Source organism: Streptomyces sp. NPDC110618 (assembly GCF_055657065.1).
Genome location: NZ_JBVKBN010000012.1, coordinates 177,319 through 201,132, shown reverse-complemented (window position 1 = coordinate 201,132; position 23,814 = coordinate 177,319). Strand labels below are relative to the sequence as shown.

The following is a 23,814-nucleotide window of genomic DNA, read 5'->3' as shown; positions in this document are numbered from 1 at the left end:
GCCGGGCGACGGGGAGCTGACGGGCGGTGTCTTTCGGCCGGTCAGTGGTCGTCCCAGTGGCCGTTGTGGGCGGCGTGCCGGTGGCCGTCGTGCAGATAGTCCACATGGTCCCCGTGCAGCACGCTCTCGTGCCCGCAGTCCTCCCCGTGCTGATGCTCGTGCCCCTCGTGCGGGGCGTGCTCGTCCGGCTCGCACTCGTCCCAGTGCCCACCGTGCTCGCGGTGCAGATGCCCGCCGTGCGCGTAGTCGACGTGGTCCCCGTGCGGCACCTCGGTGTGCCCGCAACCGGGGCCGTGGGTGTGGTGGTGGGAGGCGTGTTCATGATGCAGGGAGGACATGCTGCTCACCTTCGAGACGCGGAAGCCGACGACGGTCAGGCTGCCACGTGAAGTGCGCGTATCGGCTGAATTCGCCGTGCGGCGCACACCATGGGAGCACGCAAAGGATCAACACGGCGCCGCACACCTGTCGGCGCGCGCGCGATCAGGGCAGCCCCGCCCACCACGGGAGCGCCTAAAGAATCAGCACCGCCCCGCACACCGCGACCCCCACCGTGCACAGCACCACCGTCGAGGCGAACCGGGGCGCCATGGGTGCCGGCTCGTGGCCGGAGGCCAGGGCCTGGATGCGGGCGTGGGCCAGGGCGAGGAACGCCAGCCAGAGCAGGGCGCACACGGCGGAGACCGCGATCCGCGCCACTGTCACGTCGGCGTGCAGCGCGGCGCGCCCCGCCAGGACCGCCGCCACGGTGGCCGCGAGGGTCGTACGACGCCAGGCCAGGCGGGTCCGCTCGGGCTGGAGCCCGGGGTCACGGACCGGCTCCGGGGCCGTCGTCACCCCTCCCACCCGACCAGCACGATCACCGCCATCACCAGGGCCACCACCGCCACGACCACGCTCAGCACCGCCGGGAACCGGGAGACCGGCAGGTCCTCACCGCGCCGCATCGCCCGCTCGCACCGCACCCAGTGGTTCACCGCGCGCAGCGAGCACAGCACCCCCGCCGCCAGCAGCGCCAGCGCGAGCCCGGCGCGCCAGCCCCAGCGCAGGTCCGGCAGGAACTGGTCCACCGCGAACCCGCCGCCGATCAGCGCCAGCGCGGTGCGCAGCCAGGCCAGGAAGGTGCGCTCGTTGGCCAGCGAGAACCGGTAGTCCGGCGTGCCGCCCTCCTGGCGGACCACCTCGGGGGCGAACCACAGCCGGACGTTCCGTACGAATTCGATCACGCCGGGACCCTACCGGGAGCCCTCGGCGGCCCGGTGCGCGCGCAGCCGGTGATAGGCGTCGAGCCCGTCCGGCACCCAAGCCCACGCGTCGAGACGGGCGAGGACCTCCTCCTCGGGGAGGAAGGCGTGCCAGTCGACCTCCTCCACCTGGGGGCTCACCGGCAGCTCGCAGCGCACCTCGTACACCGCCGACCACCAGCTGTGCCCGGCGCCGTTGTCGTAGAGGAACTTGAACAGGAACCGCGGCCGGGGCAGCCCGGACACCCCCAGCTCCTCCTCGGCCTCCCGCAGCGCCGCCGTGTCGTAGGACTCGCCCGCGCCGACGACCCCGCCGACGAACATGTCGTACATCGAGGGGAAGGCCAGCTTGGTCGGTGTGCGCCGATGGACGAACAGGCGTCCCTCGGCGTCCCGCGCCTGGATGAACACGCACCGGTGCCGCAGCCCCTCGGCGTAGGCCTGCCCGCGCGGGGACTGTCCGACGACCCGGTCGTTCTCGTCGACGATGTCGAGGATCTCGTCAGCTGAGCTCATGGCCCTCATCCAAGCAGGCCCGCAAAGCTGAGTTCACGCCCCTCGTCCACGCAGGCCCGCGCAGCTGAGTTCACGCCCCTCGTCCGAGCAGGCCCGTCCGTCAGCCGGTCGCCAGCTTCCCCGTCGGCTCCCGCGGCGCCTGGCCGCACGGCATGGCCGGGTGCAGCCCCAGCAGCACGATCCCCACCACGATCGCCGCGAGCCCGGCGGACTCCCACGCCAGCGCCCCGGCGTCGGTGCGCAGCCGGTCCCCGAGGAACCCGACCCCGCACAGGATCCCGGCCAGCGGCTGCGCCGCCGTCAGCGCGGGCAGCGACATCCGCAGCGACGCCGTCTCGAAGGCGCTCTGCACCAGCACCAGCCCGGTCACCCCGAGCGCCAGAACCGCATACGGCTGCCAGCCGGTCAGAACCTCCAGCAGGCCGCCCTCGTCGAAGCGCCGGCCGGTGATGCGGGTGAGGGCGTCCTGGACGCCGTAGAGCAGACCGGCGGCCGTGGCGAGCAGGACCGGCCCGGCGCTCAGCCGGGACCGCCTGGCGTACCCGGTGAGCAGCAGGGCCGCGCCGATCATCGCGCCGATGATCAGCCACTGCCGGGAGGAGCCGCTCAGCGCCGTGCCACCGGACGGTTCACCGGCCACGATGAACGCCGTCACCCCGCCCGCGAGCAGCAGCAGACCGGCCCACCCCTGGCGGCCCAGCCGCTGTCCGGTCTGGCGCCGGGACAGGGCCAGCGCGAAGAGCAGGTTGGTCGCCAGCAGCGGCTCCACCAGGGACAGCTCACCCTGCCCGAGCGCGACGGCGCCGAGCGCCATGCCGACCACCATCAGCGCGATACCGCCGAGCCAGCGGGGCACCCTCATCAGGTCGAGCAGCAGCCGAGGGGAGAGGAAGTCCTTGAGCGGTGCCTTCTGCGCGGCGTTCTGCTGCAGGACGAATCCGAAGCCCAGACAGCAGGCGGCGCTCACGGCGAGAAGCAGTACCTGAAGCGACACGCGGGGTTCCTCGATCGTTGGGCCGGGCCCGGGGTGTACGGCGCGACAGCCGACAGTAGCGTCCCGGGGTCCGGTCCGCCGCCCGGAATGGGGGCTTCACGCCATGGTCCGGGTCCGGCGCCGAAAACACCAGGGCCTGCGCCACAGAATCAGGTCAATTCCGGCATACGACTGCATACGCGCCGTGAGTACCACGTCACAACTGCCCCGGCAATCACAGGAGTTGACGACTTTCACACCCCGGTGGCCCTTGACGACAAGTATTGGGTGAGGGTTTGCTGTGCGTGATCACTCGATGGCGAACCGGAACCAGAACCGGAACCAGCAGACGACCCGTCGTGACCGAGCGCGTACAGCGACCCGCATGAGGATGTTTTCCGAGGTGTCCCCACCCCCACCACCCCTCGGTCGGAGCCGCAGGCGTGCGGCCCAGCCCCTGGACGGCGCCCTCGACGACCTCGACCTCGCGCAGGCCCGCGCCGCGCTGGCCCAGGGCCGCTGGCAGAGCGCCCGCTCCCTGCTCGGCCGTACCGGTGACGACTGGGACTGCCGGGGCCACCGCGTCACCGTCCTCGCCCAGGAACCGTACTGCGCCCCCTGGGCGAGGGAATGGCTGCTCGCCGAACCGGAGTCCGCCGACGCCCGCGTCCTGCTCGCCCTCGCCGAGGTCCAGCGCGCCCTGCGCGGCAAGGAGAAGCCGGACCGCGCCCGCGAGAGCTGCCGCGCCGCCGCCGAGGGCGCCCCGGCCGACCCCACCCCCTGGCTCGGCCTGCTCATGCTCACCCGCGGCACGGGCACCGAGGAGGAGGCGCTGCGCCTGTTCGACGAGGTCCGCCGCAGGCACCCCGACCACCACCACGCCCACCACCTGATCGTCGCCCGGCTCGCCGAGCGCCACGCCGCCGCCGGCCCCGACCCGCTGCACGAGGTGTACGACTTCGCGGGCGCCGCCGCCGAACGCGCCCCCGCCGACTCCCCGCTCGCCGTGCTGCCGGTGATCGCGCACGCCGAGCGCTACCGCGTGCTGGCCGCCGCCGGGCACGAGCCCGCCGACCCCGCCGCCTCCGGGCACTGGGTCGGGCGCCGGGCCCGCCAGGTGATGAAGGCCGCCTTCGACTGGTGGCTGGAATGGGAGCACGAGGGCCACCCGCGGCGCCTGGTCGACCTGAACTTCCTCGCCCACGCCAAGTACTGCGAGGGCCGGGGCGCCGAGGCCGCCGCCCTCTTCCACCGCATCGGCGACCACATCACCCCCGAGCCGTGGTCCTACCCGGACCGCGACCCCGGCTCCGCCTTCCGCGCCGCCCGCGACAGCGCCCTCGGCACGGTGTGAACGACCGCACGCCCAGGAGTCCCACCCCGCCCCCGAAAGGACCTCACGATGACCACGGGCAGTACCCCGACGAGTTCGCCCCCCACCGGCGGCATCAGCACCTTCAAGGGCCAGGACCGCGCCCTGCGCGCCGACCGGCTCGGCACCACCGGCCTGCTGCTGTCGGTGCTCGCCGCCACGGCCCCGCTCATGGTCGTCGCCGGTGTCATGCCCACGACCTTCGGGGTGATGGGGGTCGTCGGACAGCCCCTGCTCTTCGTGATCCTCGGCGGCGTCCTCGCCCTGTTCAGCGTCGGCTACGCCGAGATGAGCCGCCACGTCCACAACGCCGGCGCCTTCTACGCGTACATCTCCCGCGGCCTCGGCGGCACCGCCGCCTCCGGCGCCGCCCTGCTCGCCCTCGTCGCCTACAACGCCCTCCAGGTCGGCATCTACGGCATCTTCGGCTTCGAGGTCTCCGGCCTGTTCGCCACCTACCTGGAGATCGACCTCGCCTGGTGGATACCGGCCCTGCTCGCCGTCGTGCTCACCGGCGCGCTCGGCTGGCTGAAGATCGACCTCAACGCGCGCGTGCTCGGCGTACTGCTCCTCATCGAGGTCGTCCTCGTCGTCATCTTCGACGTCGCCGCCCTCGGCGACCCCGGCCCCGAGGGACTGTCCCTGCACGCCTTCAACCCCGACACCCTCAGCGGCGTCGGCATCGGCACCGCCCTGTGCTTCTGCGTCGCCGCCTTCCTCGGCTTCGAGCAGGCGCCCGTGTACGCCGAGGAGACCAGCCGCCCGCACGTCCTCGTGCCCCGCGTGATGTTCCTGGCCATCGGCGGCATCGCCGTCTTCTACACCATCAGCTGCTGGGCCATCACCGTCGCCACCGGCCCCGACGCCGTCGTCGGCACCGCCCGGGAACAGAGCGCCGGAATGCTGTTCTTCCTCACCGAGGGCCTGCTCGGGGAGACCTTCACCGACGTCCTGCACATCCTCTTCGTGACCGGCATGTTCGCCGCCATGGTCAGCTTCCACAACGTCGTCGCCCGCTACGCCTTCGCCATGGGCCGCGAGGGCCTGCTGCCCTCCGCCTTCGGCCGCACCACCAGCGCCAGCGGCGCCCCCGGCACCGGCTCCCTGCTCCAGACCGGGATCGCCCTGGTGGTGGTCAGCGCCTTCGCGCTCACCGACGACAAGCCGACCGGCGACCCGACGGCACCGGTGCTGCACCTGTTCACCTGGATGGGCAACGTCGGCGCGCTCGGCGTCATCCTGCTGATGTGTGTCGCCTCGGTGTCGGTCGTGGTCTTCTTCGTCCGCCGGGGCGCCGCGGCCGCCCAGTTCTGGCGGCTCACCGCCGCGGCCCTCGCCGCCGCCGCGCTGGCCTTCATCGTCGTCTACACCGTCAAGGACTTCGACGTCCTGGTCGGCTCCGGACCCGACTCGTCCCTGAACTGGATCCTGCCCGGCATCCTCGCCCTCGCCCTGCTCGCGGGCGTCGTCCAGGGACTCGTCCTGCGCGCCCGCAACCCCGAGGTCCACGCCCGCATCGGCCTCGGCAACGAGGCCTTCCAACTGGACAAGGCGGCAGCGGCCAAGGATTGACCGGCAGCGGCCAGGGATTGGCCGGCAGCGGCCAGGGATTGACCGGCAGCGGCCGAGCATTGATTACCAAACTCTGACGGGCACCCCCGGCCCCTGGCCCGCCCGGGGCCGGGAGTGCTCGAATGAACAGGTGAACTCCGAACAGCCCGAGGAACGCGGCACCCCCATCGGCCGCCGTGTCTTCCTCGGCACCCTCGGCCTCGGCGCCCTCGGTGTGGCCACGGCGCCCGTCCTCCAGCGCGGCATGGAGTCCTTCCTGGCCGGCGCCGCCGAGAAGGACCCCACCGGCCTGACCGGCCTGCTCCCCAACGGCGGCGGCTTCCGCTACTACTCCGTCGCCTCCTCGGTGCCGCACAAGAACGCGGGCAACTACCGCCTCACCGTCGACGGCCTCGTCGACCACCCGATGACGTACACCCTCGACGAACTGCGCGCCCTGCCCCAGACCCGCCTCGTCCGCGACGTCCAGTGCGTCACCGGCTGGCGGGTCCCGGGCACCCCCTTCGAGGGCGTGCGCCTGTCCCGGCTGCTGGACGCCGCGGGAGTGCGCGCCAAGGCCGGGGCGGTGCGCTTCACCTGCTTCGACGGCGTCTACACCGAGAGCCTCACCCTCGACCAGGCCCGCCGCTCCGACGTCCTGGTCGCCCTGCGCATGCAGGACAAGGACCTCAACCACAGCCACGGCGGCCCGGTCCGCCTCTATGTGGCTCCCATGTACTTCTACAAGTCCGCCAAGTGGCTCTCCGGCATCACCGTCACCGAGGACGTCCGCCCCGGCTACTGGGAGGAACGCGGCTACGACGTCGACGCCTGGGTCGGCCGCTCGAACGGACGCGACGATGAACCCACGAGCTGACACTCCGGCCCCGCCCGCCACGAGCCTGCGCCGCTTCGGCCGCGCCACCAGGTGGGTCCACCGCACCACGGCCGCCCTGATGCTCACCTGCGTGGCCACCGCCGCCTGCCTCTACGTCCCCGAACTCGCCGAACTCGTCGGCCGCCGCGAGCTGGTGGTCCGTATCCACGAATGGGCGGGCCTCGCCCTGCCCGTACCGCTCCTGGCCGGCCTCGCCTCCCGCGCCCTGCGCGCCGACCTCGGGCACCTCAACCGCTTCGGCCCGCACGACCGGCGCTGGCTGCGCGCCGTCCTGCGCCGCGACCGGAGCCCCGGCGCCCGCCCCGCCGCCAAGTTCAACGCGGGCCAGAAGATCTACGCGGCCTGGATCGCGGGCGCCACCCTGGTGATGCTCGGCACCGGCCTGATGATGTGGTTCACCCACCTCACGCCCCTGATGTGGCGCACCAGCGCCACCTTCGTCCACGACTGGCTGGCGCTCACCATCGGAATCGTCCTGGCCGGCCACATCGGCATGGCCATCGCCGACCCCGAGGCCCGTCGCGGGATGCGCACCGGGTCGGTGAGCCGGGAGTGGGCGAAGCGGGAACACCCGCTCTGGAAGCCCTGACACGCCAACGGGCCCGCCCTCCGCACGGAAGGCGGGCCCGGGACAGCCGCTAAATCACCGCTATATCACCAGGGACAACAGCAGTACCGTGCCACCGGCGACCACCGAGATGATCGTCTCCATCACCGACCAGGTCTTGATGGTCTGGCCGACGTCCAGCCCGAAGTACTCCTTCACCAGCCAGAACCCCGCGTCGTTGACGTGGCTGAAGAAGAGCGAGCCCGCGCCGATGGCGAGGACCAGCAGGGCCGTCTCGGTGGTGGACATGCCCGCCGCGAGCGGCGCCACCAGACCCGCCGCCGAGACCGTCGCCACCGTCGCCGAACCGGTCGCCAGCCGGATCGCCACCGCGATCAGCCAGGCCAGCAGCAGCGCCGGGATCGACCAGTCCTCGGAGATCTCCAGGATCATCTGACCCACACCGGAATCGATGAGCGTCTGCTTGAAGCCGCCGCCCGCGCCGACGATCAGCAGGATGCCCGCGATCGGCGCGAGCCCCTTCTCCACCAGCCCGGAGACCCGCTCCTTGCCGAACCCGGCCGGGCGGAGCAGCGTGAAGATGCCGAGCAGGACCGCCGCCAGCAGCGCGATCAGCGGGGAGCCGATGACGTCGAAGACGCGCTGGGTGGTGTTCTCCTTGTCGTCGATGATGATGTCGACGAGCGCCTTGGAGAGCATCAGCGCGACCGGCAGCATGATCGTGGTCAGCGTGGCGCCGAAGCTCGGACGCCGCTCCAGCTCCTCGGAGGCGCGCTGCGGGATCATCCGGTCCGGCGCCGGGACGTCCACCCAGCGGGCGGCGTACCGGGAGAACAGCGGACCGGCGATGATCACCGTCGGGATGGCGACCAGGACACCGAGGGCCAGCGTGACACCCAGGTTGGCGCCCACCGCGTCGATCGCGACCAGCGGACCGGGGTGCGGCGGAACAAGACCGTGCATGACCGACAGACCGGCCAGGGCAGGGATGCCGATGCGCATGAGGGAGTAATTGCCGCGCTTGGCGACCATCAGCACGACCGGGATCAGCAGCACCACGCCGACCTCGAAGAACAGCGGCAGACCGATCACCGAGGCGATCAGCACCATCGCCCACGGCATCGAACGGCCGCTCGCCTTGGCGAGGATGGTGTCGACGACCTCGTCCGCGCCGCCGGAGTCGGCGAGCATCTTGCCGAGGATCGCACCGAGGGCGATCAGCACGCCCACACCGGCCACGGTGGCGCCGAGCCCCGCCGTGAAGCTGGTGATGACCTTGTCCAGGGGCGCCCCGGCGAACGCGCCCAGCGCCAGCGACCCGATGGTCAGCGACAGGAAGGCGTGCAGCTTGTACTTGGTGATCAGCAGGACGATGACGGCGATGCCCGCCAGCACGGCGATGCCCAGTTGGGCGTGACCGGCCGAGGTGATGGGCTCGACGGGGTCCGCTGCCAGCAGCTCGACATTGAGTCTGGTCACGGGAGTTCCTTGCGGTTACAGGGGAGGGGGACCGTGGGGGGTGGGGTGACCCCGTCGGACGTCCGACAGGGAGGGGCCGTCGGGACGGCGGGTGGGGTCACGCCGTCGGGGACGACGGGATGTCGAGCGCGTCCAGCGCGGCCACGGCGCGCGCGGTGATCTCCTCGGGGGTGCCCGAGACGTCCACCACGACGCCCGCCTCGTCCGCCTGGAGCGGCTGGAGCGTGGCGAACTGGGAGTCCAGCAGGGCCGTCGGCATGAAATGGCCCTGCCGCTGCCGCATCCGGCTCTCGATCAGCTCCCGGTCGCCCGAGAGATGCACGAAGAGGACGCCCGGTGCGGCGGCCCTGAGCCGGTCGCGGTACGACCGCTTCAGCGCGGAGCTGCTGACCACCCCGCCCAGCCCGGCCCGCCCGTGGGCCCAGGCGCCGATGGCGTCCAGCCACGGCCACCTGTCCTCGTCGTCGAGCGGGGTACCGGCCGACATCTTGTCGATGTTGGCCTGCGGGTGGAAGTCGTCACCCTCGGCGTACGGGACACCCAGCCGGGCGGCGAGCAGCGGACCGATCGTGGTCTTGCCCGTTCCGGCGACGCCCATCACGACGATGACGTGGGAGGTACGCATCACTGCCTCGCTGTCTTCCTCGACATACGACGTCGACTGCTGACGTCGGCCGGGACACTGAAACCCATTAGGTACGACGAATTCAAGACTCTGTGACAAATAAGTCTGACTTTTTGTTCCCGTGATCCCCGCCGTACGCTGTGTCCATGAGCACACCGGGCCGGGGGCTGCACGGCCATGTACTGGAAACCCTCGGCCCCGCGATCACCGCGGGGGAGTACCCGCCCGGCAGCGTGCTGCGCACCGACGAACTCGCCCAGCAGTTCGACTGTTCACGGTCCGTGATGCGCGAGGCGGTCCGTGTCCTGGAGTCCATGCACCTGGTCGAGTCCCGCCGCCGCGTCGGCGTCACGGTCCGCCCCAAGTCCGAGTGGAACGTCTACGACCCGCAGGTCATCCGCTGGCGGCTGGCCGGCGCCGACCGCCCCCACCAGCTGCGCTCCCTGACCGTGCTGCGCTCCGCCGTCGAACCGGTGGCCGCCGGACTCGCCGCGCAGCACGCCACCGCCGAGCAGTGCGCCGAACTCACCGAGTGCGCCCTCGGCATGGTCGCCCACTCCCGCGGCCACCAGCTGGAGGGCTACCTCTTCCACGACGTCGCCTTCCACCGGGTGATCCTCAACGCCTCCGGCAACGAGATGTTCGCCCGGCTCGGCGATGTCGTCGCCGAGGTCCTCGCGGGCCGCACCCATCACGAGGTCATGTTCGAGGACCCCGACCCGGCCGCCGTCACCCTGCACGTCCAGGTCGCCGAGGCCGTACGCGCCCGCGACGCGGCCCGCGCCGAGCAACTGGTCCGCGAGATCACCGTCGGCGCCCTCCAGGAACTGGACATCCTGGCCCCCGGAAAATAGCCGCGCAGCCACCCCGCCCCCGGCGGTACGGTCCCCCAGTGCTTGACGACGACGGGTACTTCGGAGAGAAGGTCGCGGCCGCCTACGACGACGGCGCGGCGGAGATGTTCCGTCCCGAGGCGGTGGACCCGGTGGTCGACCTGCTGGCCGACCTCGCCGGCGACGGCGCCGCCCTCGAATTCGGCATCGGCACCGGCCGTATCGCCCTCCCACTCGCCGCCCGCGGGGTTCCCGTGCACGGCATCGACGTCTCCCGGGCCATGGTGGCCCGACTGCGCGCCAAACCCGGCGGGGACGCCGTCGGCGTGACCATCGGCGACTTCGCCACCACCCGGGTGGAGGGCCGGTTCACCGTGGTCTACCTGGTGTTCAACACCATCAACAACCTCACCACCCAGGACGCCCAGGTCGACTGCTTCGTCAACGCCGCCGCCCACCTGGCCCCGGGCGGCCGCTTCGTCGTCGAGGTCGGCGTCCCCGACCTGCGCAGGCTTCCGCCCGGCCAGACCGCCGTGCCCTTCCGCATCACCCCGACCCAGTGGGCCTTCGACACCTACGACCCCGCCACCCAGGCCATGAGCTCCCACTACGTCACCGTCGTGGACGGACACGCGGAGCACACCTCAATCCCGTTCCGGTACGTGTGGCCCGCCGAGCTGGACCTGATGGCGCGGATCGCCGGACTGCGCCTGCGCGACCGCTGGCAGGACTGGGACCGGGCGCCCTTCACCGGAGAGAGCACCCAGCACGTCTCGGTCTGGGAGAAACCCGCCCGCTGACGGTTCAGTCCTGGAACTCCCCGTCCACGTACACCCAGGCCCCGTCCACCCGCTCGAACCGGCTCCGCTCGTGCAGCGAGCCGCCCCGGTAGGACGCCCGGAAGGTCACGGTCCCGGTGGAGTGGAAGGCCGACCCGTCCGTCGCGTCCAGGATCTCCAGCCCCGTCCACCGCATCCCGGGGTCGAGATCCAGCCGCCCGGGGCGGGTCCGCGGATGCCAGGTCCGCAGCAGATAGCCCGCGTCCTGCCGGACGAAGGCGCTGTACCGGGACCGCATCAGCGCCTCGGCGGTCGGCGCCGCCGCCCCGGCGTGGTACCGGCCGCAGCACTCCGCGTACGCCGCGGGCAGCCCGCACGGACAGGAACGCGTGGTCATGATCACCTCCGCGGCGCGCCCGACCTCCTGCGCGCTCGTCTTCCCTGCAACGCACGAGGGCCGCGACCTCGCGGTCGCGGCCCTCGCTTCTGTGTCCGAGGGGGGACTTGAACCCCCACGCCCGATAAAGGGCACTAGCACCTCAAGCTAGCGCGTCTGCCATTCCGCCACCCGGACAAGGTGTCTGTCGTGCGGGCTCTGCCCGCGGCGACAGAGGAAACATTACCAGGCTTTCGAGGGTGACCGATCACCCCCCGGCCTCGGCGTGAACGCCGTGTGACGGACCGGGGGCGGTCTTGGGCCCCGGCCGCCCGCGGGAGGAGTATGAGGGGGACCACCAGCAGGTACAGCGGGAGGAACCAGCGTGAGCGGGACGGACACGGCCAAGGGCGTCACCGGCGAGGACGAGGTCGTGGACCTCTGCCGCGAGCTGATCCAGATCGACTCCAGCAACTACGGGGACCACTCCGGTCCCGGCGAGCGCAAGGCCGCCGAGTACGTGGCCGAGAAGCTCGCCGAGGTGGGCCTCGAACCGCGGATCATCGAGTCCCACAAGGGCCGAGCCTCCACGATCGCCCGGATCGAGGGCGAGGACCCGTCCCGGCCCGCGCTGCTCATCCACGGCCACACCGACGTGGTCCCGGCCAACGCCGCCGACTGGACCCACCACCCCTTCTCCGGCGAGATCGCCGACGGGTGCGTGTGGGGCCGCGGCGCGGTCGACATGAAGGACATGGACGCGATGACGCTGGCCGTCGTCCGCGACCGGCTGCGCAGTGGCCGCAAGCCGCCGCGTGACATCGTCCTGGCCTTCCTCGCCGACGAGGAGGCGGGCGGCACCTACGGCGCCAAGTACCTCGTCCAGAAGCACCCGGACCTCTTCGAGGGCGTGACGGAGGCGATCGGCGAGGTCGGCGGCTTCTCCTTCACCGTCAACGAGAAGCTGCGGCTGTACCTGGTGGAGACCGCCGAGAAGGGCATGCACTGGATGCGGCTCACCGTCGACGGCACCGCCGGCCACGGCTCGATGACCAACACCGACAACGCGATCACCGAGCTGTGCGAGGCGGTCGGCCGGCTCGGACGGCACAAGTGGCCGGTCCGGGTCACCAAGACCGTACGGTCCTTCCTCGACGAGCTGTCCGACGCGCTCGGCACCGAACTCGACCCCGAGAACATGGACGAGACCCTCGCCAAGCTCGGCGGCATCGCCAAGATGGTCGGCGCGACCCTGCGCAACTCGGCGGCGCCCACCATGCTCGGCGCCGGCTACAAGGTCAACGTCATCCCCGGCCAGGCCACCGCCCACGTCGACGGCCGCTTCCTGCCCGGCCACGAGGAGGAGTTCCTCGCCGACCTCGACCGCATCCTCGGCCCGCGCGTCAAGCGCGAGGACGTGCACAGCGACAAGGCGCTGGAGACCGACTTCGACGGCCGGCTCGTGGACGCCATGCAGAGCGCGCTGAGTGCCGAGGACCCGATCGCGCGGGCCGTGCCGTACATGCTCTCCGGTGGCACCGACGCCAAGTCCTTCGACGACCTCGGCATCCGCTGCTTCGGCTTCGCGCCGCTGAAGCTGCCCCCGGAGCTGGACTTCGCGGGCATGTTCCACGGCGTGGACGAGCGGGTGCCGGTGGACGGTCTCAAGTTCGGCGTGCGGGTGCTCGACCGCTTCCTCGACGCGTCCTGAGGACGCCCCGCCGGGGTCCGGAATTGGCCCACTGAAACGACACTTCACTATTCGGCCGCACGTACGGAAATGACCAGGAAGAGTGAATGCGACCATAAGCTCGTAGCTCCATTACTCCCTCCTCGTTACTGCCTATGCGATCCGCTACTTGGGATCGCATTGCCAACAAGGAGGAATAATGATCAAGAAGGTCGTCGCCGCTGCGGCTGCCACCGGTGGCCTGGTTCTCGCGGGTGCGGGTCTGGCCGTCGCCGACTCCGGTGCCCAGGGAGCCGCCGTGCACTCCCCGGGTGTCCTGTCCGGCAACGTGATCCAGGTTCCCGTGCACGTCCCGGTGAACGTGTGCGGCAACACGATCTCCGTGATCGGGCTGCTGAACCCCGCCTTCGGCAACACCTGCGTGAACAAGTGACGCTGCCTTTCTGAAGGTTTCGTTTCTACGCCGTCGGTCCCGGAGCGCACGCCATGCGCTCCGGGACCGACCGGTCTATTTCGCGTGGGTCTTGAGGGGGAAGGCAGGAATTCAGCAATGCGACAGGTCACCCGCAAGGGCCTGATGACCGTGGCGGCCGCGACCGGCGTGATCGCCGCCGCGGGCGGGACCGCCGCCCAGGCCCACTCCGGCGCGAGCGGCTCCGCCTCGCACTCGCCCGGAGTGCTGTCCGGCAACTCGGTCCAGGCACCGGTGCACGCGCCGGTCAACGCCTGCGGCAACACGGTCGACGTCGTCGGGGTGCTCAACCCGGCGGTCGGCAACACCTGCGTCAACAGCGGGGGCGCGAAACACGGCACTTCCGGCAGGCACAGTGGCTCCGGGGGCGCGCACGCCGGCGGTCACACCTCGCACTCGCCCGGTGTGGCATCCGGCAACCACGTCGAGGTCCCGGTGTACGCGCCGGTCAACGTCTGCGGCAACAGCGTCAACGTCGTCGGTATCGGCAACGGCGCCACGGGCAACGACTGCGGCAACGGCGGCGGGGCGCACGACAGGGGCACACCGAACCACCCGGGGGGACCGGACCGGCCCGGTCACCCGGGCAACCCCGGCAACCCGGACGGGGGTCCCGGAAACTCCGGGAACCAGCCGGGCGACCCGAACTCCCCGCGCGATCGCGCCAATCCGGACGGCCCCGCACGCCCCGGCACCCCGGGCGACCCGTCCCGTCCCGGCGGCGAGGTGACGGCCCACGGCGGCCCCAGCACGGACCTGCACACCGGTACCGGCTCCTCCAGCTCGGACTCCGTCACCGAGGCACGGGGCGGCGGCGTCGACCAGCTCGCCGCCACCGGCAGTGAGCTGCCGCTCGGCATCGCCCTGCCGGTCGGCGCGGGCGCGCTGCTGGCGGGCACGGTGCTCTACCGCAAGGCGCGGGCCTCGGCCTGAGCGGCCCCGAGCACGGAGCGGGCCCCGCCTTCCCCGGCGGGGCCCGCTCCGTCCGCGCTCACCAGGTGGCGCGCACCTGGCGGATGATCCTGCGGCGCAGCCGCACCTTGCGGCTTCCGTCACGCAGCAGGCTGAGGCGGTCCAACTCCCAGTGTCCGTACTCCGCATGGTCGGTCAGCAGGCGTGTGGCGTCCTTACGGGAAACCCCGCGCGGTACGTACACGTCGACAAATTCGTATTCCGGCATCGCATCTATTGTGCGGGCTGGGGCCCGGTACGGATAGCGTCTGCACTATGTCTGATGCTGCGCAGCCCACCGCTGCCGAGGTACGCGCCGCCGCCGAGGCGGTCAAGGCCGCGCTCGACCGCCATCTCGCGGCCGTCGAACGCCGGTCGGGGGAGGACGACCCGGCCGTCTACGAGGCGTTCAACGAGCTGGCCTCGGCCGCGGAGGCGTACGACGAGCTGCTCTACGACCGCTACGACGAGGTCACCCCCTTCGAGATCCCCGGCACCGACGAGGGACTGCCGCCCTACCTGGGCCCCGAGGAGCCGAACGCGGTGAGCGTGCTGATCAGGCGCGACTACGCCGTGGTGGAGCCGCAGCGACTGCTGGCGCAGGCGGAGCGGGTGGAGGCCGCGGACGATCCGGACACGGAGAACTCCGCCACCGTCCACGGCGCGCTCGGCATCCTGTTCGGCGAGTTCGAACCGGACGAGATCGCCTCCCGCCACAAGGAGTTCGGTCTGGAGGAGGGCGACTCCACGCTCTGGGTGACCGCCGCCGACGAAGTCGCCGAGCCCGGCGAATGGCTGGAGTCCCCGTTCGACCAGGTAGACCCCCAGCGCGTGGTCTGCCGCTTCGACGTGAGCGCGGTCTTCGACGACGAGGACGACGAACCGGACGAGGACGACGACGTCGAAGCGGCCTCGGAGGACGAGGACGACCTGGAACCCCTGGACGCGGATCGCTGACCTGAGCGATGACGTCACCGAAGGGCGGCGGCCTCCCGAACGGGACCGCCGCCCTTCGGCTGCCGCCGACGGGATCCCGCGCCACGTCGCCCAGGTCCGGGGGAACCCCGGTTCGCAACGGGCCGCGCCCCTCCCACCTGCGGCGCCCTGGGCTGCCGACCGAGCAGCGAGCCTTCTCGCACCCATCCGAACGCGGCCCACGCTCCCCGGATCGCACCGGCCCACCCCATGCCGCGACGGGCCCGTCACTCAAACCCCCGGCGGCCGAGGACCGCCTGACCGGCCCGCACTGCTCCCGCACCCGCCCCGGCCGCCGCCCTCGCCCGGGTCACGGCGGCCTTTCGCCGGTGCGGTGTCGGCCTCTGCCGGTGCGGGTCCCGTGCCTGTCCCGGGCGGTGCTTTCGTCCCCGTGTCCTGGCGGGGTCGCGGTGGCGGCCCTTCGCTCGTGCGGTGTCGGCCTCTGCCGTTGTGGGTCCCGTGCCTGTCCCGGCGGGGTCTTCGTCCCGGGTCCCGGCGGGGTCGCGGTGGCTGGCACCCTTGCCCCCAGGCCCCGGCGGCCGCCTTTCGCTCGTGCGGTGTGGGCCTGCCGTTGTGGGTCCTGCGCCTGTCCCGGCCGGCGCCCTCGCCCCAGCCGTCCTTCGCCCGTGCGGCGTCAGCCCGGCCGTGTGGGTCCCGTGCCTGTCCCGGGCGGCGCTTTCGTCCCCGTGTCCTGGCGGGTTCGCGGTGGCGGCCCTTCGCCCATGCGGCGTCAGCCCGGCCGTGCGGGTCCCGTGCCCGCCCCGGGCGGTGCCTTCGTCCCGGGGCCCGGCGGGGTCGCCCCAGCCGCCCCTTCGCTCGTGCGGTGTCGGCCCGCCGGTGCGGGTTCCGTGCCCGCCCCGGGCGGTGCCCTCGTCCCAGGCCCCGGCGGGGTCGCCCCAGCCGCCCCTTCGCTCGTGCGGCGTCAGCCCGCCCGTGCCGGTCCCGCGCCCGCCCCGGACGGCGCCCGCGTGTCCCGAGCGTCGGCGTCGGGGTGCCCCGCCCGCTGCGGCACAGGGCACGGAGGCGGGCTCGGTGCGCCACTCCGCCGAGGGCTACTCGCCGGTTGCCGGTACCTGGGGTGTCAGCAGTTCCGTCAGGCGGGTCGTGCGGGGCTTGGCCGGGATTTCGGCCACCGCCCTCGGCAGCGCCCCTTCCGCGCCGTGTACGACGGACAGGTGCCGCTCCGCGCGGCTGAACGCCGTGTAGACCCACGGGCGGCTGAGCGCGGCGGTCGCGTCGCCGGGGAGGACGACCACGGCCGCGGGCCAGCGGGCGCCCGCCGCCTGGTGGGCGGTGAGGGCCCACCCGTGGCGTACGGTCCGCTCCACCTGGTCCTTCGGGACGACGACCGGCTCGCCCGCGCACGACAGGTGCAGGCCGTCGGCGTCGGCCTTCACCACGCGGCCCGGGACCGTACGGCCCGGCGCGGGGGAGTAGGCGATGCGGTCCCCGGGGTCGAAGCCGCCGAAGCGGCCGGGGCCAGGGTTAAGGCGTTCCTTGAGCGCGACGTTCAGCGCGCGGGTGCCGGCCGCGCCGCCGTGGCCCGGCGTGATCACCTGGGTCTCCTCCGACGGCACGCCGATCGCGCGCGGCACCGAGTCGGCGACGAGCTGCACGGTGCGGTGCACGGCCTCCCCGGCGTCCCGCACCGGCACGATCACGATCTCCTTGCCGGGCGTCTCGACCTGGTTCAGCTCACCGATCCCGACACCGGAGACCAGCTCGCCGAGCGGGCCGGGGTCCGGCTGCCGGGAGGCGATCTGCGGGCAGATCCGGGCCGCCAGCAGATCCGCGAACACCCGCCCCGGCCCCGCCGACCACAGCACCCCCGGGTCACCGGACAGCACCAGCCGCGCCCCGTCCGGCAGGGACTCCGCGAGCAGCGCCGCCGCCTCGACGTCCAGCAGGGGCGCGTCGAGCACCACGAGAAGGTCGAGATCGAGCGCGCCGTCCCCGTCCCGCCCGGGCGCCTCGGCCCCGGACAGCAGCCCGGCGACGGTGGCGACCCGGGGGGAGTCCGCGCCCACCAGCTTCGCGAACGAGCCCCGCCCCAGGGGACTGTGGGCCGCCGCCCACGCGCGCAGCCCCAGCCCCTCGGCCGCGCGCAGCAGCGCCGCCGGTTCGGCGAGCGAGGCCGCGCCGCCGGTGTGGAGCACCAGCGCGTGCCCGGCGACCGCGTGGATCAGCTCGCCCGCGCTGCCCCCGGCCGCGGCGGCGGCCTCCTCCCAGGACTGAGCCGAACCGTCCTGCTTGGGAACGGAGTTGACCAGCCTTCCCAGCCCGTCGGCGAGGCTCTCCTCGGCGAGCGCGTACCGCTCAAGTCCGACCAGGACCCGAACCGGCCGTTCCTCCTCGGCCTCTTCCGACGCCCCGGCCTCTTCCGACGCCCCGTCCTCTTCCGAGGCCCCGTCCTCCTCCAGTCCGTCCTGGAAGGCCAGCGCCTCGCCCTCCGCGAGCGTGCTCTGCACGGCCGCGCCGGCGTCGGGCACGCTCTGCCGGGCCAGCGCCGCGGTGAGCGTCGGCAGTTCCAGCGCTGTGTGCCCGGCCACGGCCGCCTGCTCCAGCAGCCACACGGTCAGGGCCCGGCCCCGCCGCTCGTCGTCCGGACCGCACTCGGCGCCCAGCAGCGCCCGCGCGAACCCGTCCGCCTGTTCCGGCCGTACCCCGCCGACCCGCAGCAACTGCCAGGGATCGGCCCGCAGGTGCTCGGCCGCCCCCTCCCCGAGCACCGCGGCGACCTGCGCCGCGAGCCCCGCCGGTGCGCCGCCCTCGGCGAGCACCTGACCGACGCCCGCGACGGCCTCGGCCGGGGGAGCGGCCGGTGCCTCGGCCACCACGGGCCGCTCCCGCCGTACCGGCTCCGGGGCGGGCCGCCGGGGCGGCTCGGGCACGGCGAAGACGGTGGCCGCGGGCTTGGCCCCGCTCTCCACGGCCCGTACGGCGGCCAGCAGCTCGGCGGCGGTCCCGCTCAGCTTGGTACCGGCCTCGATGGGTGCCGCCTTCTCCGCCTTGCGCCGCTCGATCCGCTCCCGCTCGATGCGCTGCGCCGCCAACTCGGCCTCGGCCTCGGACAGCTGAGCGGCCGCGCTCTCGGAACCTTCACCGTCGGAGCCCTCGGAGCCCTCGGAGCCCTCGGAGCCCTCGGAGCCCGCGCCCTTGGGGTCCGCAGAGTCCTCGCCCGAAGTACCCTCCGCCGAAGAACCCTCGGCCCCCGGTGCGGCGACGGCCTCCTCCGGCGCGGCCTCCGCGCGCGGCGTCTCCGCTCCGGTCTCCCCCGTGGTCTCGGGCTCCGTGCTCACAGCGTGCTCCAGTCGTGATCGGGATAGCGGTGCACCGGCGCCGACACATCGTCCAGCGCCCGGCAGATCTCGTCAGGAAGACTAAGGGCCTCCACTGACAAAGCCGCCGTGAGCTGCTGCGCGTTGCGCGCGCCGATGATGGGCGCGGCCACCCCGGGCCGGTCCCGGACCCAGGCGAGAGCCACCTGGAGGGGGGTCACCGCCAGCCCGTCCGCCGCGGTCTGCACGGCGTCCACGATCCGGCTCGCGGTGTCGTCGAGGTACGGCGCGACAAAGGGCGCCAGGTGCTCGGAGGCGCCCCGGGAGTCCGGCGGCGGGGTGGCGCCGCGGTACTTGCCGGTGAGCACGCCGCGCCCGAGCGGCGAGGAGGGCAGCATCCCGATGCCCAGATCCAGCGCGGCGGGCAGCACTTCCCGCTCCACGCCCCGCTGGAGCAGGGAGTACTCCAGCTGCGTACTGGCCAGCCGGGTCCGTATGCCCGGCGCCGCCAGCTGCCAGGTGGCGGCCTTGGCGAGCTGCCAGCCGCAGAAGTTGGACACGCCCGCGTACCGGGCCCGGCCGCTGCTGACCGCGATGTCGAGGGCTTGGAGGGTCTCCTCCAGCGGGGTGTCCGGGTCGTAGGCGTGGATGTGCCAGACGTCGACGTAGTCCGTGCCGAGCCGGGACAGCGAGGCGTCCAGCGCGGCCAGCAGATGCCCCCGGGAGCCGTCGACCCGGCGCTCGGGGTCGGGCACGCTGCCCGCCTTGGTGGAGATGACCAGCTCCCGGCGCGGCACCAGGCCCTCCATGAGCTGGCCGAGCAGATACTCGGCCTCCCCGTTGCCGTACACGTCCGCCGTGTCGACGAGCGTCCCGCCGGCCTCCCAGAAGGTCTTCAAGAGGTCCGCGGCGTCGTGCTCGTCGGTGTCCCTGCCCCAGGTGAGGGTGCCGAGTCCGATACGGGACACACGCAGGCCGGTGCGGCCGAGATGCCTCTGCTCCATGAACGCCGAGATTACTGGCCAGAACCTTCCACGTGGGGGCCTGTGGATATCCAGTTTTCCGGTCAACGAAAAGAACCGGCGCCGCGCCCCGGCGCCCTCCCCGCCGGGGCGGTCACCGCGCTAAGGTCTCGGCAACAAGGACGTTACTGATCAGTAAGGGGAATCGGCCATGCAGCTCGGGATCAACCTCGGCTACTGGGGTGCCGGAATGGACGGCGACAACCTCGCCGTCGCCCAGGAGGCCGACCGCCTCGGCTACGCCGTCTGCTGGGCCGCCGAGGCCTACGGCTCCGACGCCGCCACCGTTCTCAGCTGGGTCGCCGCCCAGACCGAGCGCATCGACGTCGGCTCGGCCATCTTCCAGATCCCGGCCCGCCAGCCGGCGATGACCGCGATGACCGCCGCCACGCTCGACTCCCTGTCCGGCGGCCGGTTCCGCCTCGGCCTCGGCGTCTCCGGCCCGCAGGTCTCGGAGGGCTGGTACGGCGTCAAGTTCGACAAGCCGCTGGCCCGCACCCGCGAGTACGTCGAGATCGTCCGCAAGGCGATGAGCCGGGAACGGCTCACCCACGACGGCGAGCACTGGACGCTGCCGCTGCCCGGTGGTCCCGGCAAGCCCATCAAGCTCACCGTCCACCCCACCCGCGAGCACATCCCGCTGTACATCGCCGCGATCGGGCCGAAGAACCTCGAACAGACCGGCGAGATCGCCGACGGCGCCCTGCTGATCTTCCCCTCCGCCGAGCACCTGGAGGACACGGCGGTCAAATACATCCGCGCGGGCCGCGAGAAGGCGGGCAAGACCCTCGAAGGGTTCGACGTCTGCCCGACCGTCCCGCTCGCCGTCGGCGACGACAAGGACGTCGCGTCCCTCGCCGACACCTTCCGCCCCTACACCGCCCTGTACGTCGGCGGCATGGGCAGCCGCAAGCAGAACTTCTACAACCAGCTCGCCCAGCGCATGGGGTACGAGAAGGAAGCCGCCGAGATCCAGGACAAGTACCTCTCCGGCGACAAGCAGGGCGCCGCGGCCGCCGTCCCGCACGACCTGATCGACTCCACCACCCTGCTCGGCTCGGTCGACCGCATCGCCGACCGGATGCGCGCCTACGCGGAAGCGGGCGTCACCACCCTCACCCTGGCCCCCGCGGGCTTCACCCTGGACGAGCGCCTGGCATCGCTCCGCGCGGGCACGGAGGCCCTGGAGCGCGCCGGTCTGGCGTAGCCCCTCTCACCCGGCCCGCCGTCGGTCGCCCCGGCCCGGACGCCCCCACTGCCCGCCCGGCGTGGGGGTCGCCCGGTGACGGACTCGTCAGTCGGCGGGCTCGCCGGGCTCGGCTGCCCGCCCGGGGCACCGCGGCCGTGGGGCGCGCCGACCTCGTACAGGCGCCGCGGCGGGCCGACCCGTAAGGCGCGGCCAGGGGCGAAGAGCGGGCCGGGGCCGGAGGTTTCCGCGGCCGTGGTGGGGGCTCGGGGGTCTTCCCCGCCACGGCCGTCACGCAGAACAACGCGTGCGCGCCCGCGCGGTTACGCCCCAGTGGTGACGGCCCCCGTCCTCCTTTTGGCGGAGTTGTCCGACACAACTGTTGCAGCACCCCTCGCACCGCATTTGACTCGTTCTTTGCGGAGTCCCGCGGAGGCACACAGAGAGGTGCTCACGATGCTTTCGGCCAAGAGTCTGTTCCAGGAGATCCTCGACAACGACGAGTCCTTCGCCCTGTTCTGCTCCATCGCCGCGAGCGGGGAGTCCCAGGGCGGCTGGGAGAACGCCCGCATCGCCGCACTCGTCCCGGCGGACGAACGCGACATGGCCCCCAAGATCACCCGGCACGGCGCCGACGAGGACAAGCACGGCCGGATCTTCAACGCCCTGATGAAGAAGCGCGGACTGGAGCCCGTCCCCGTCCCGCCCGAGACCGACTACACGATGCTCCTGGAGAACAACGGCATCGGCCTCGCCCACGAGAAGCTCAAGGGCGAGGAACCCCTCACCGTCCAGGACATCGTCACCTACCTCGCCCACAGCAGGGTCACCGAACAGCGCGCCTCGGAGCAGATGGACCTGCTGCGCAAGCACTTCTCCGACCACCCCGACCTCGGCCGCGCGGTGAAGATGATCTCCAACGACGAGGACAACCACCTCGCCTACTGCCACGAGGAACTGCTGCGCTTCGCCCGCGCCGGACACGGCCGCGCGATCCAGCGGACCCTCCGGGAGTGCGCCCTCGCGGAGATCCGCATCTACCGCGACGTCAGCCTCGCCGTCATGGCCCACATGGGCCGCATCCTCGGCTGGCCGCGCGCCAAGTCCGCGGTGCTCGCCGCCGGCATCCACGCCGTGTACGCCTGGGAACGGGCCGCGGGCTGGCGACGCATGGTGTCCCTGGAGATGCCCGAGCGCCGCGACGCCCTCGGCGGCCCGGCGACCTCGGCCCCCGAATTCGCCTGACGAACCGGCCGGGTGCGCCTCACATCCACCCCCGGCGCTTGAACAGCCGGTACAGCAGCACCTCCAGGGCGGCCATGACCGCGATGAGCAGCGGGTACGACCACCGCCAGCTCAGCTCGGGCATGTGCTCGAAGTTCATGCCGTAGATCCCCGCCACCATCGTGGGGACCGCGGCCATGGCCGCCCACGCGGAGATCTTCCGCATGTCGTCGTTCTGCCGCACGCTCATCTGCGCCAGATGCGCCGACAGCACGTCCGACACCAGCCGGTCCAGGCCCTCCACGGCCTCGTTCACCCGCGTGAGGTGGTCGCTCACGTCCCGGAAGAACGGCCGCGCCGCGTCGTTGACGAACGGCACCACGACGCCGCCGCCCGTCCCCGCCAGCCGGGTCAGCGGCAGCGCCAGCGGCCCGGTCGCCCGCCGGAACTCCAGGATCTGCCGCTTGAAGACGTAGACGCGGGACGCGGCGTCCCGGGACCCGCCGCTCGGCGAGAACACATCCGCCTCCAGCTCCTCCAGATCCGTCAGCAGCTCCGCCGACACCTCCATGTAGTGGTCCACGACCGCGTCAGCGATCGCGTACAGCACCGCGGTCGGCCCCTTGACCAGCAGTTTCGGCTCCCGCTCCAGACGCCGCCGCACCGCCTTGAGCGGGGAGCCCTCGCCATGACGGACCGTCACCACGAAGGAGTCACCGAGGAAGATCATGATCTCGCCGGTGGAGACTGCGTCGCTCCTCGGCTCGTACACCACGGGCTTGAGGACCACGAACAGCGAGTCGTCGTAGACCTCCAGCTTCGGGCGCTGATGGGCCTTCAGAGCGTCCTCGACGGCCAGCGGATGCAGCCCGAACTCATGCGTGACCAGGGCGAACTCGTCCTCCGTCGGCGAGTGCAGACCGATCCACACGAACCCGCCCACCGCACGCGCCGCGGCGAGCGCCTCGGAGAGGTCCCCGGGGGCCTGCGTACGCCGCCCTTTCTCGTAGACCGCGCAATCGACGATCACGGAGCGTATTCTCCCGTCTGCGCCCGGCCGCCGCACCCCGTGGTGCGCCTACCCTGGGCCGCATGCCCACGTTGATCCTGGTCCGGCACGGACGTTCCACCGCCAACACCGAGGGACTGCTCGCCGGCCGGATGCCCGGCATCGCCCTCGACGAACGCGGTGCCGCGCAGGCCGCCGCCCTCCCCGGCCGCCTCGAAGGGCTGCCGATCTCCGAGGTCGTCACCAGCCCCCTCCAGCGCTGTGAGGAGACCGTACGCCCCCTCCTCGACGCACGTCCCGAACTGCGCGCGCACACCGACGAACGGATCGGGGAGTGCGACTACGGCGACTGGTCCGGCCGCAAGCTCGCCGAGCTCAAGGACGAACCCCTGATGGAGATCGTCCAGGCGCACCCCTCGGCGGCCGCCTTCCCCGGCGGGGAGTCGATGCGGGCCATGCAGACCCGCGCCGCCGAGTCCGTACGCGAGTGGAACGCGCGCGTGGAGCGCGAGCACGGCGCCGACGCCGTCTATCTGATGTGCTCGCACGGGGACATCATCAAGTCCCTGGTGGCGGAGGCACTCGGGCTTCATCTCGACCTCTTCCAGCGGATCGCTGTGGAACCGTGTTCCATCACCGCGATCCGTTACACCCGTCTGCGGCCCTTCCTTCTGCGCCTCGGGGACACCGGCGACTTCGCCTCCCTGGTGCCGCGCGAGGAGCCCCCGGCCGGTGACGCCGCGGTCGGGGGTGGCGCGGGCGCACCGTGATCGCCGGGCGCAGTAGGGTGAAG

25 protein-coding genes and 1 tRNA gene are annotated in these 23,814 nt (G+C 72.4%); 13 read left to right on the top strand and 13 right to left on the bottom strand.

Going from position 1 to position 23,814, the window contains the following annotated elements:
* Positions 1-41: 41 nt before the first annotated feature.
* The 5 genes from ACZ7L7_RS21875 to ACZ7L7_RS21855 all read right to left on the bottom strand — a co-directional run bounded on the left by ACZ7L7_RS21875 (position 42) and on the right by ACZ7L7_RS21855 (position 2,754).
* Positions 42-338 (bottom strand): hypothetical protein, encoded by a 297-nt coding sequence (locus tag ACZ7L7_RS21875; protein ID WP_285511566.1) that lies wholly within the window; start codon positions 336-338, stop codon positions 42-44.
* 175 nt (positions 339-513) lie between these two features.
* The gene (locus ACZ7L7_RS21870; RefSeq protein WP_285511565.1) at positions 514-837 is read right to left on the bottom strand and encodes a DUF202 domain-containing protein; all 324 of its coding nucleotides are present in this window, start codon (positions 835-837) and stop codon (positions 514-516) included.
* A complete protein-coding gene (locus tag ACZ7L7_RS21865; protein ID WP_285511564.1) occupies positions 834-1,226 on the bottom strand; it encodes a YidH family protein in 393 nt (130 codons plus the stop codon). The genes ACZ7L7_RS21870 and ACZ7L7_RS21865 overlap by 4 nt, the downstream gene beginning before the upstream one ends.
* A 9-nt stretch (positions 1,227-1,235) precedes the next feature.
* Positions 1,236-1,760: an NUDIX hydrolase gene (locus tag ACZ7L7_RS21860; protein WP_472076850.1), complete on the bottom strand. Its 525-nt coding sequence runs from the start codon at positions 1,758-1,760 to the stop codon at positions 1,236-1,238.
* Positions 1,761-1,860: 100 nt separating this feature from the next.
* Positions 1,861-2,754, bottom strand: a complete 894-nt coding sequence (locus ACZ7L7_RS21855; protein ID WP_453606319.1) for a DMT family transporter — start codon at positions 2,752-2,754, stop codon at positions 1,861-1,863.
* A gap of 382 nt (positions 2,755-3,136) precedes the next feature.
* Here ACZ7L7_RS21855 and ACZ7L7_RS21850 point away from each other — a divergent pair, with 382 nt between their 5' ends.
* The 4 genes from ACZ7L7_RS21850 (at position 3,137) to ACZ7L7_RS21835 (ending at position 7,143) form a co-directional block, all read left to right on the top strand.
* On the top strand, positions 3,137-4,087 hold the full coding sequence (locus ACZ7L7_RS21850; protein ID WP_285511694.1) for a hypothetical protein: 951 nt from the start codon (positions 3,137-3,139) through the stop codon (positions 4,085-4,087).
* Positions 4,088-4,135: 48 nt separating this feature from the next.
* Positions 4,136-5,677 carry an APC family permease gene (locus ACZ7L7_RS21845; protein WP_285511561.1) on the top strand — a complete coding sequence of 514 codons (1,542 nt, stop codon included), beginning with the start codon at positions 4,136-4,138 and terminating at the stop codon, positions 5,675-5,677.
* Positions 5,678-5,807: 130 nt separating this feature from the next.
* Positions 5,808-6,533: a molybdopterin-dependent oxidoreductase gene (locus ACZ7L7_RS21840; RefSeq protein WP_285511560.1), complete on the top strand. Its 726-nt coding sequence runs from the start codon at positions 5,808-5,810 to the stop codon at positions 6,531-6,533.
* Positions 6,517-7,143 carry a cytochrome b/b6 domain-containing protein gene (locus ACZ7L7_RS21835; protein WP_285511558.1) on the top strand — a complete coding sequence of 209 codons (627 nt, stop codon included), beginning with the start codon at positions 6,517-6,519 and terminating at the stop codon, positions 7,141-7,143. The genes ACZ7L7_RS21840 and ACZ7L7_RS21835 overlap by 17 nt, the downstream gene beginning before the upstream one ends.
* 60 nt (positions 7,144-7,203) lie before the next feature.
* Here the strand turns inward: ACZ7L7_RS21835 and ACZ7L7_RS21830 are convergent, their stop codons facing one another.
* Positions 7,204-8,601, bottom strand: a complete 1,398-nt coding sequence (locus ACZ7L7_RS21830; RefSeq protein ID WP_285511557.1) for a GntT/GntP/DsdX family permease — start codon at positions 8,599-8,601, stop codon at positions 7,204-7,206.
* 97 nt (positions 8,602-8,698) lie between these two features.
* Positions 8,699-9,226, bottom strand: a complete 528-nt coding sequence (locus tag ACZ7L7_RS21825; protein WP_285511556.1) for a gluconokinase — start codon at positions 9,224-9,226, stop codon at positions 8,699-8,701.
* 146 nt (positions 9,227-9,372) lie between these two features.
* On the opposite strand from ACZ7L7_RS21825, the gene ACZ7L7_RS21820 reads away from it, so the two are divergent.
* On the top strand, positions 9,373-10,080 hold the full coding sequence (locus ACZ7L7_RS21820; RefSeq protein WP_285511555.1) for a FadR/GntR family transcriptional regulator: 708 nt from the start codon (positions 9,373-9,375) through the stop codon (positions 10,078-10,080).
* Between the two features lie 38 nt (positions 10,081-10,118).
* Positions 10,119-10,859, top strand: a complete 741-nt coding sequence (locus ACZ7L7_RS21815) for a class I SAM-dependent DNA methyltransferase (protein ID WP_285511554.1) — start codon at positions 10,119-10,121, stop codon at positions 10,857-10,859.
* Between the two features lie 4 nt (positions 10,860-10,863).
* Here ACZ7L7_RS21815 and ACZ7L7_RS21810 read toward each other — a convergent pair whose 3' ends face one another.
* A complete protein-coding gene (locus ACZ7L7_RS21810) occupies positions 10,864-11,235 on the bottom strand; it encodes a YchJ family protein (protein WP_285511553.1) in 372 nt (123 codons plus the stop codon).
* A 92-nt stretch (positions 11,236-11,327) separates the two neighbouring features.
* Positions 11,328-11,412: transfer RNA gene (locus tag ACZ7L7_RS21805), tRNA-Leu, on the bottom strand.
* Between the two features lie 187 nt (positions 11,413-11,599).
* On the opposite strand from ACZ7L7_RS21805, the gene ACZ7L7_RS21800 reads away from it, so the two are divergent.
* The 3 genes from ACZ7L7_RS21800 (at position 11,600) to ACZ7L7_RS21790 (ending at position 14,309) form a co-directional block, all read left to right on the top strand.
* Positions 11,600-12,925, top strand: coding sequence for a M20/M25/M40 family metallo-hydrolase (locus ACZ7L7_RS21800; protein ID WP_472076847.1), 1,326 nt, complete (start codon positions 11,600-11,602; stop codon positions 12,923-12,925).
* Positions 12,926-13,103: 178 nt separating this feature from the next.
* Entirely contained in the window at positions 13,104-13,337 is a 234-nt protein-coding gene (chpH, locus tag ACZ7L7_RS21795) for a chaplin ChpH (protein ID WP_285511550.1), read from the top strand.
* A 117-nt stretch (positions 13,338-13,454) separates the two neighbouring features.
* Positions 13,455-14,309 carry a chaplin gene (locus ACZ7L7_RS21790; RefSeq protein ID WP_472076845.1) on the top strand — a complete coding sequence of 285 codons (855 nt, stop codon included), beginning with the start codon at positions 13,455-13,457 and terminating at the stop codon, positions 14,307-14,309.
* A gap of 58 nt (positions 14,310-14,367) precedes the next feature.
* On the opposite strand, the gene ACZ7L7_RS21785 is transcribed toward ACZ7L7_RS21790, so the two are convergent.
* On the bottom strand, positions 14,368-14,556 hold the full coding sequence (locus ACZ7L7_RS21785; protein WP_030053310.1) for a DUF5703 family protein: 189 nt from the start codon (positions 14,554-14,556) through the stop codon (positions 14,368-14,370).
* 47 nt (positions 14,557-14,603) lie between these two features.
* On the opposite strand from ACZ7L7_RS21785, the gene ACZ7L7_RS21780 reads away from it, so the two are divergent.
* Positions 14,604-15,284 (top strand): hypothetical protein, encoded by a 681-nt coding sequence (locus ACZ7L7_RS21780; protein ID WP_453608373.1) that lies wholly within the window; start codon positions 14,604-14,606, stop codon positions 15,282-15,284.
* Positions 15,285-16,354: 1,070 nt separating this feature from the next.
* Here ACZ7L7_RS21780 and ACZ7L7_RS21775 read toward each other — a convergent pair.
* Positions 16,355-18,601: a helix-hairpin-helix domain-containing protein gene (locus ACZ7L7_RS21775; protein WP_472076843.1), complete on the bottom strand. Its 2,247-nt coding sequence runs from the start codon at positions 18,599-18,601 to the stop codon at positions 16,355-16,357.
* Positions 18,598-19,584, bottom strand: coding sequence for an aldo/keto reductase (locus ACZ7L7_RS21770; RefSeq protein ID WP_285511546.1), 987 nt, complete (start codon positions 19,582-19,584; stop codon positions 18,598-18,600). The genes ACZ7L7_RS21775 and ACZ7L7_RS21770 overlap by 4 nt, the downstream gene beginning before the upstream one ends.
* A gap of 169 nt (positions 19,585-19,753) precedes the next feature.
* Between ACZ7L7_RS21770 and ACZ7L7_RS21765 the strand changes: the two genes are divergently transcribed.
* A complete protein-coding gene (locus ACZ7L7_RS21765; RefSeq protein ID WP_285511545.1) occupies positions 19,754-20,809 on the top strand; it encodes an LLM class F420-dependent oxidoreductase in 1,056 nt (351 codons plus the stop codon).
* Positions 20,810-21,244: 435 nt separating this feature from the next.
* Entirely contained in the window at positions 21,245-22,033 is a 789-nt protein-coding gene (locus ACZ7L7_RS21760; protein WP_285511544.1) for a ferritin-like domain-containing protein, read from the top strand.
* Between the two features lie 19 nt (positions 22,034-22,052).
* Here ACZ7L7_RS21760 and corA read toward each other — a convergent pair whose 3' ends face one another.
* Positions 22,053-23,042: a magnesium/cobalt transporter CorA gene (gene corA / locus ACZ7L7_RS21755; protein ID WP_261717911.1), complete on the bottom strand. Its 990-nt coding sequence runs from the start codon at positions 23,040-23,042 to the stop codon at positions 22,053-22,055.
* 62 nt (positions 23,043-23,104) lie between these two features.
* Between corA and ACZ7L7_RS21750 the strand changes: the two genes are divergently transcribed.
* Complete coding sequence (locus ACZ7L7_RS21750) at positions 23,105-23,791, top strand: histidine phosphatase family protein (protein WP_285511543.1); 687 nt, start codon at positions 23,105-23,107, stop codon at positions 23,789-23,791.
* The last annotated feature ends 23 nt before the right edge of the window (positions 23,792-23,814 follow it).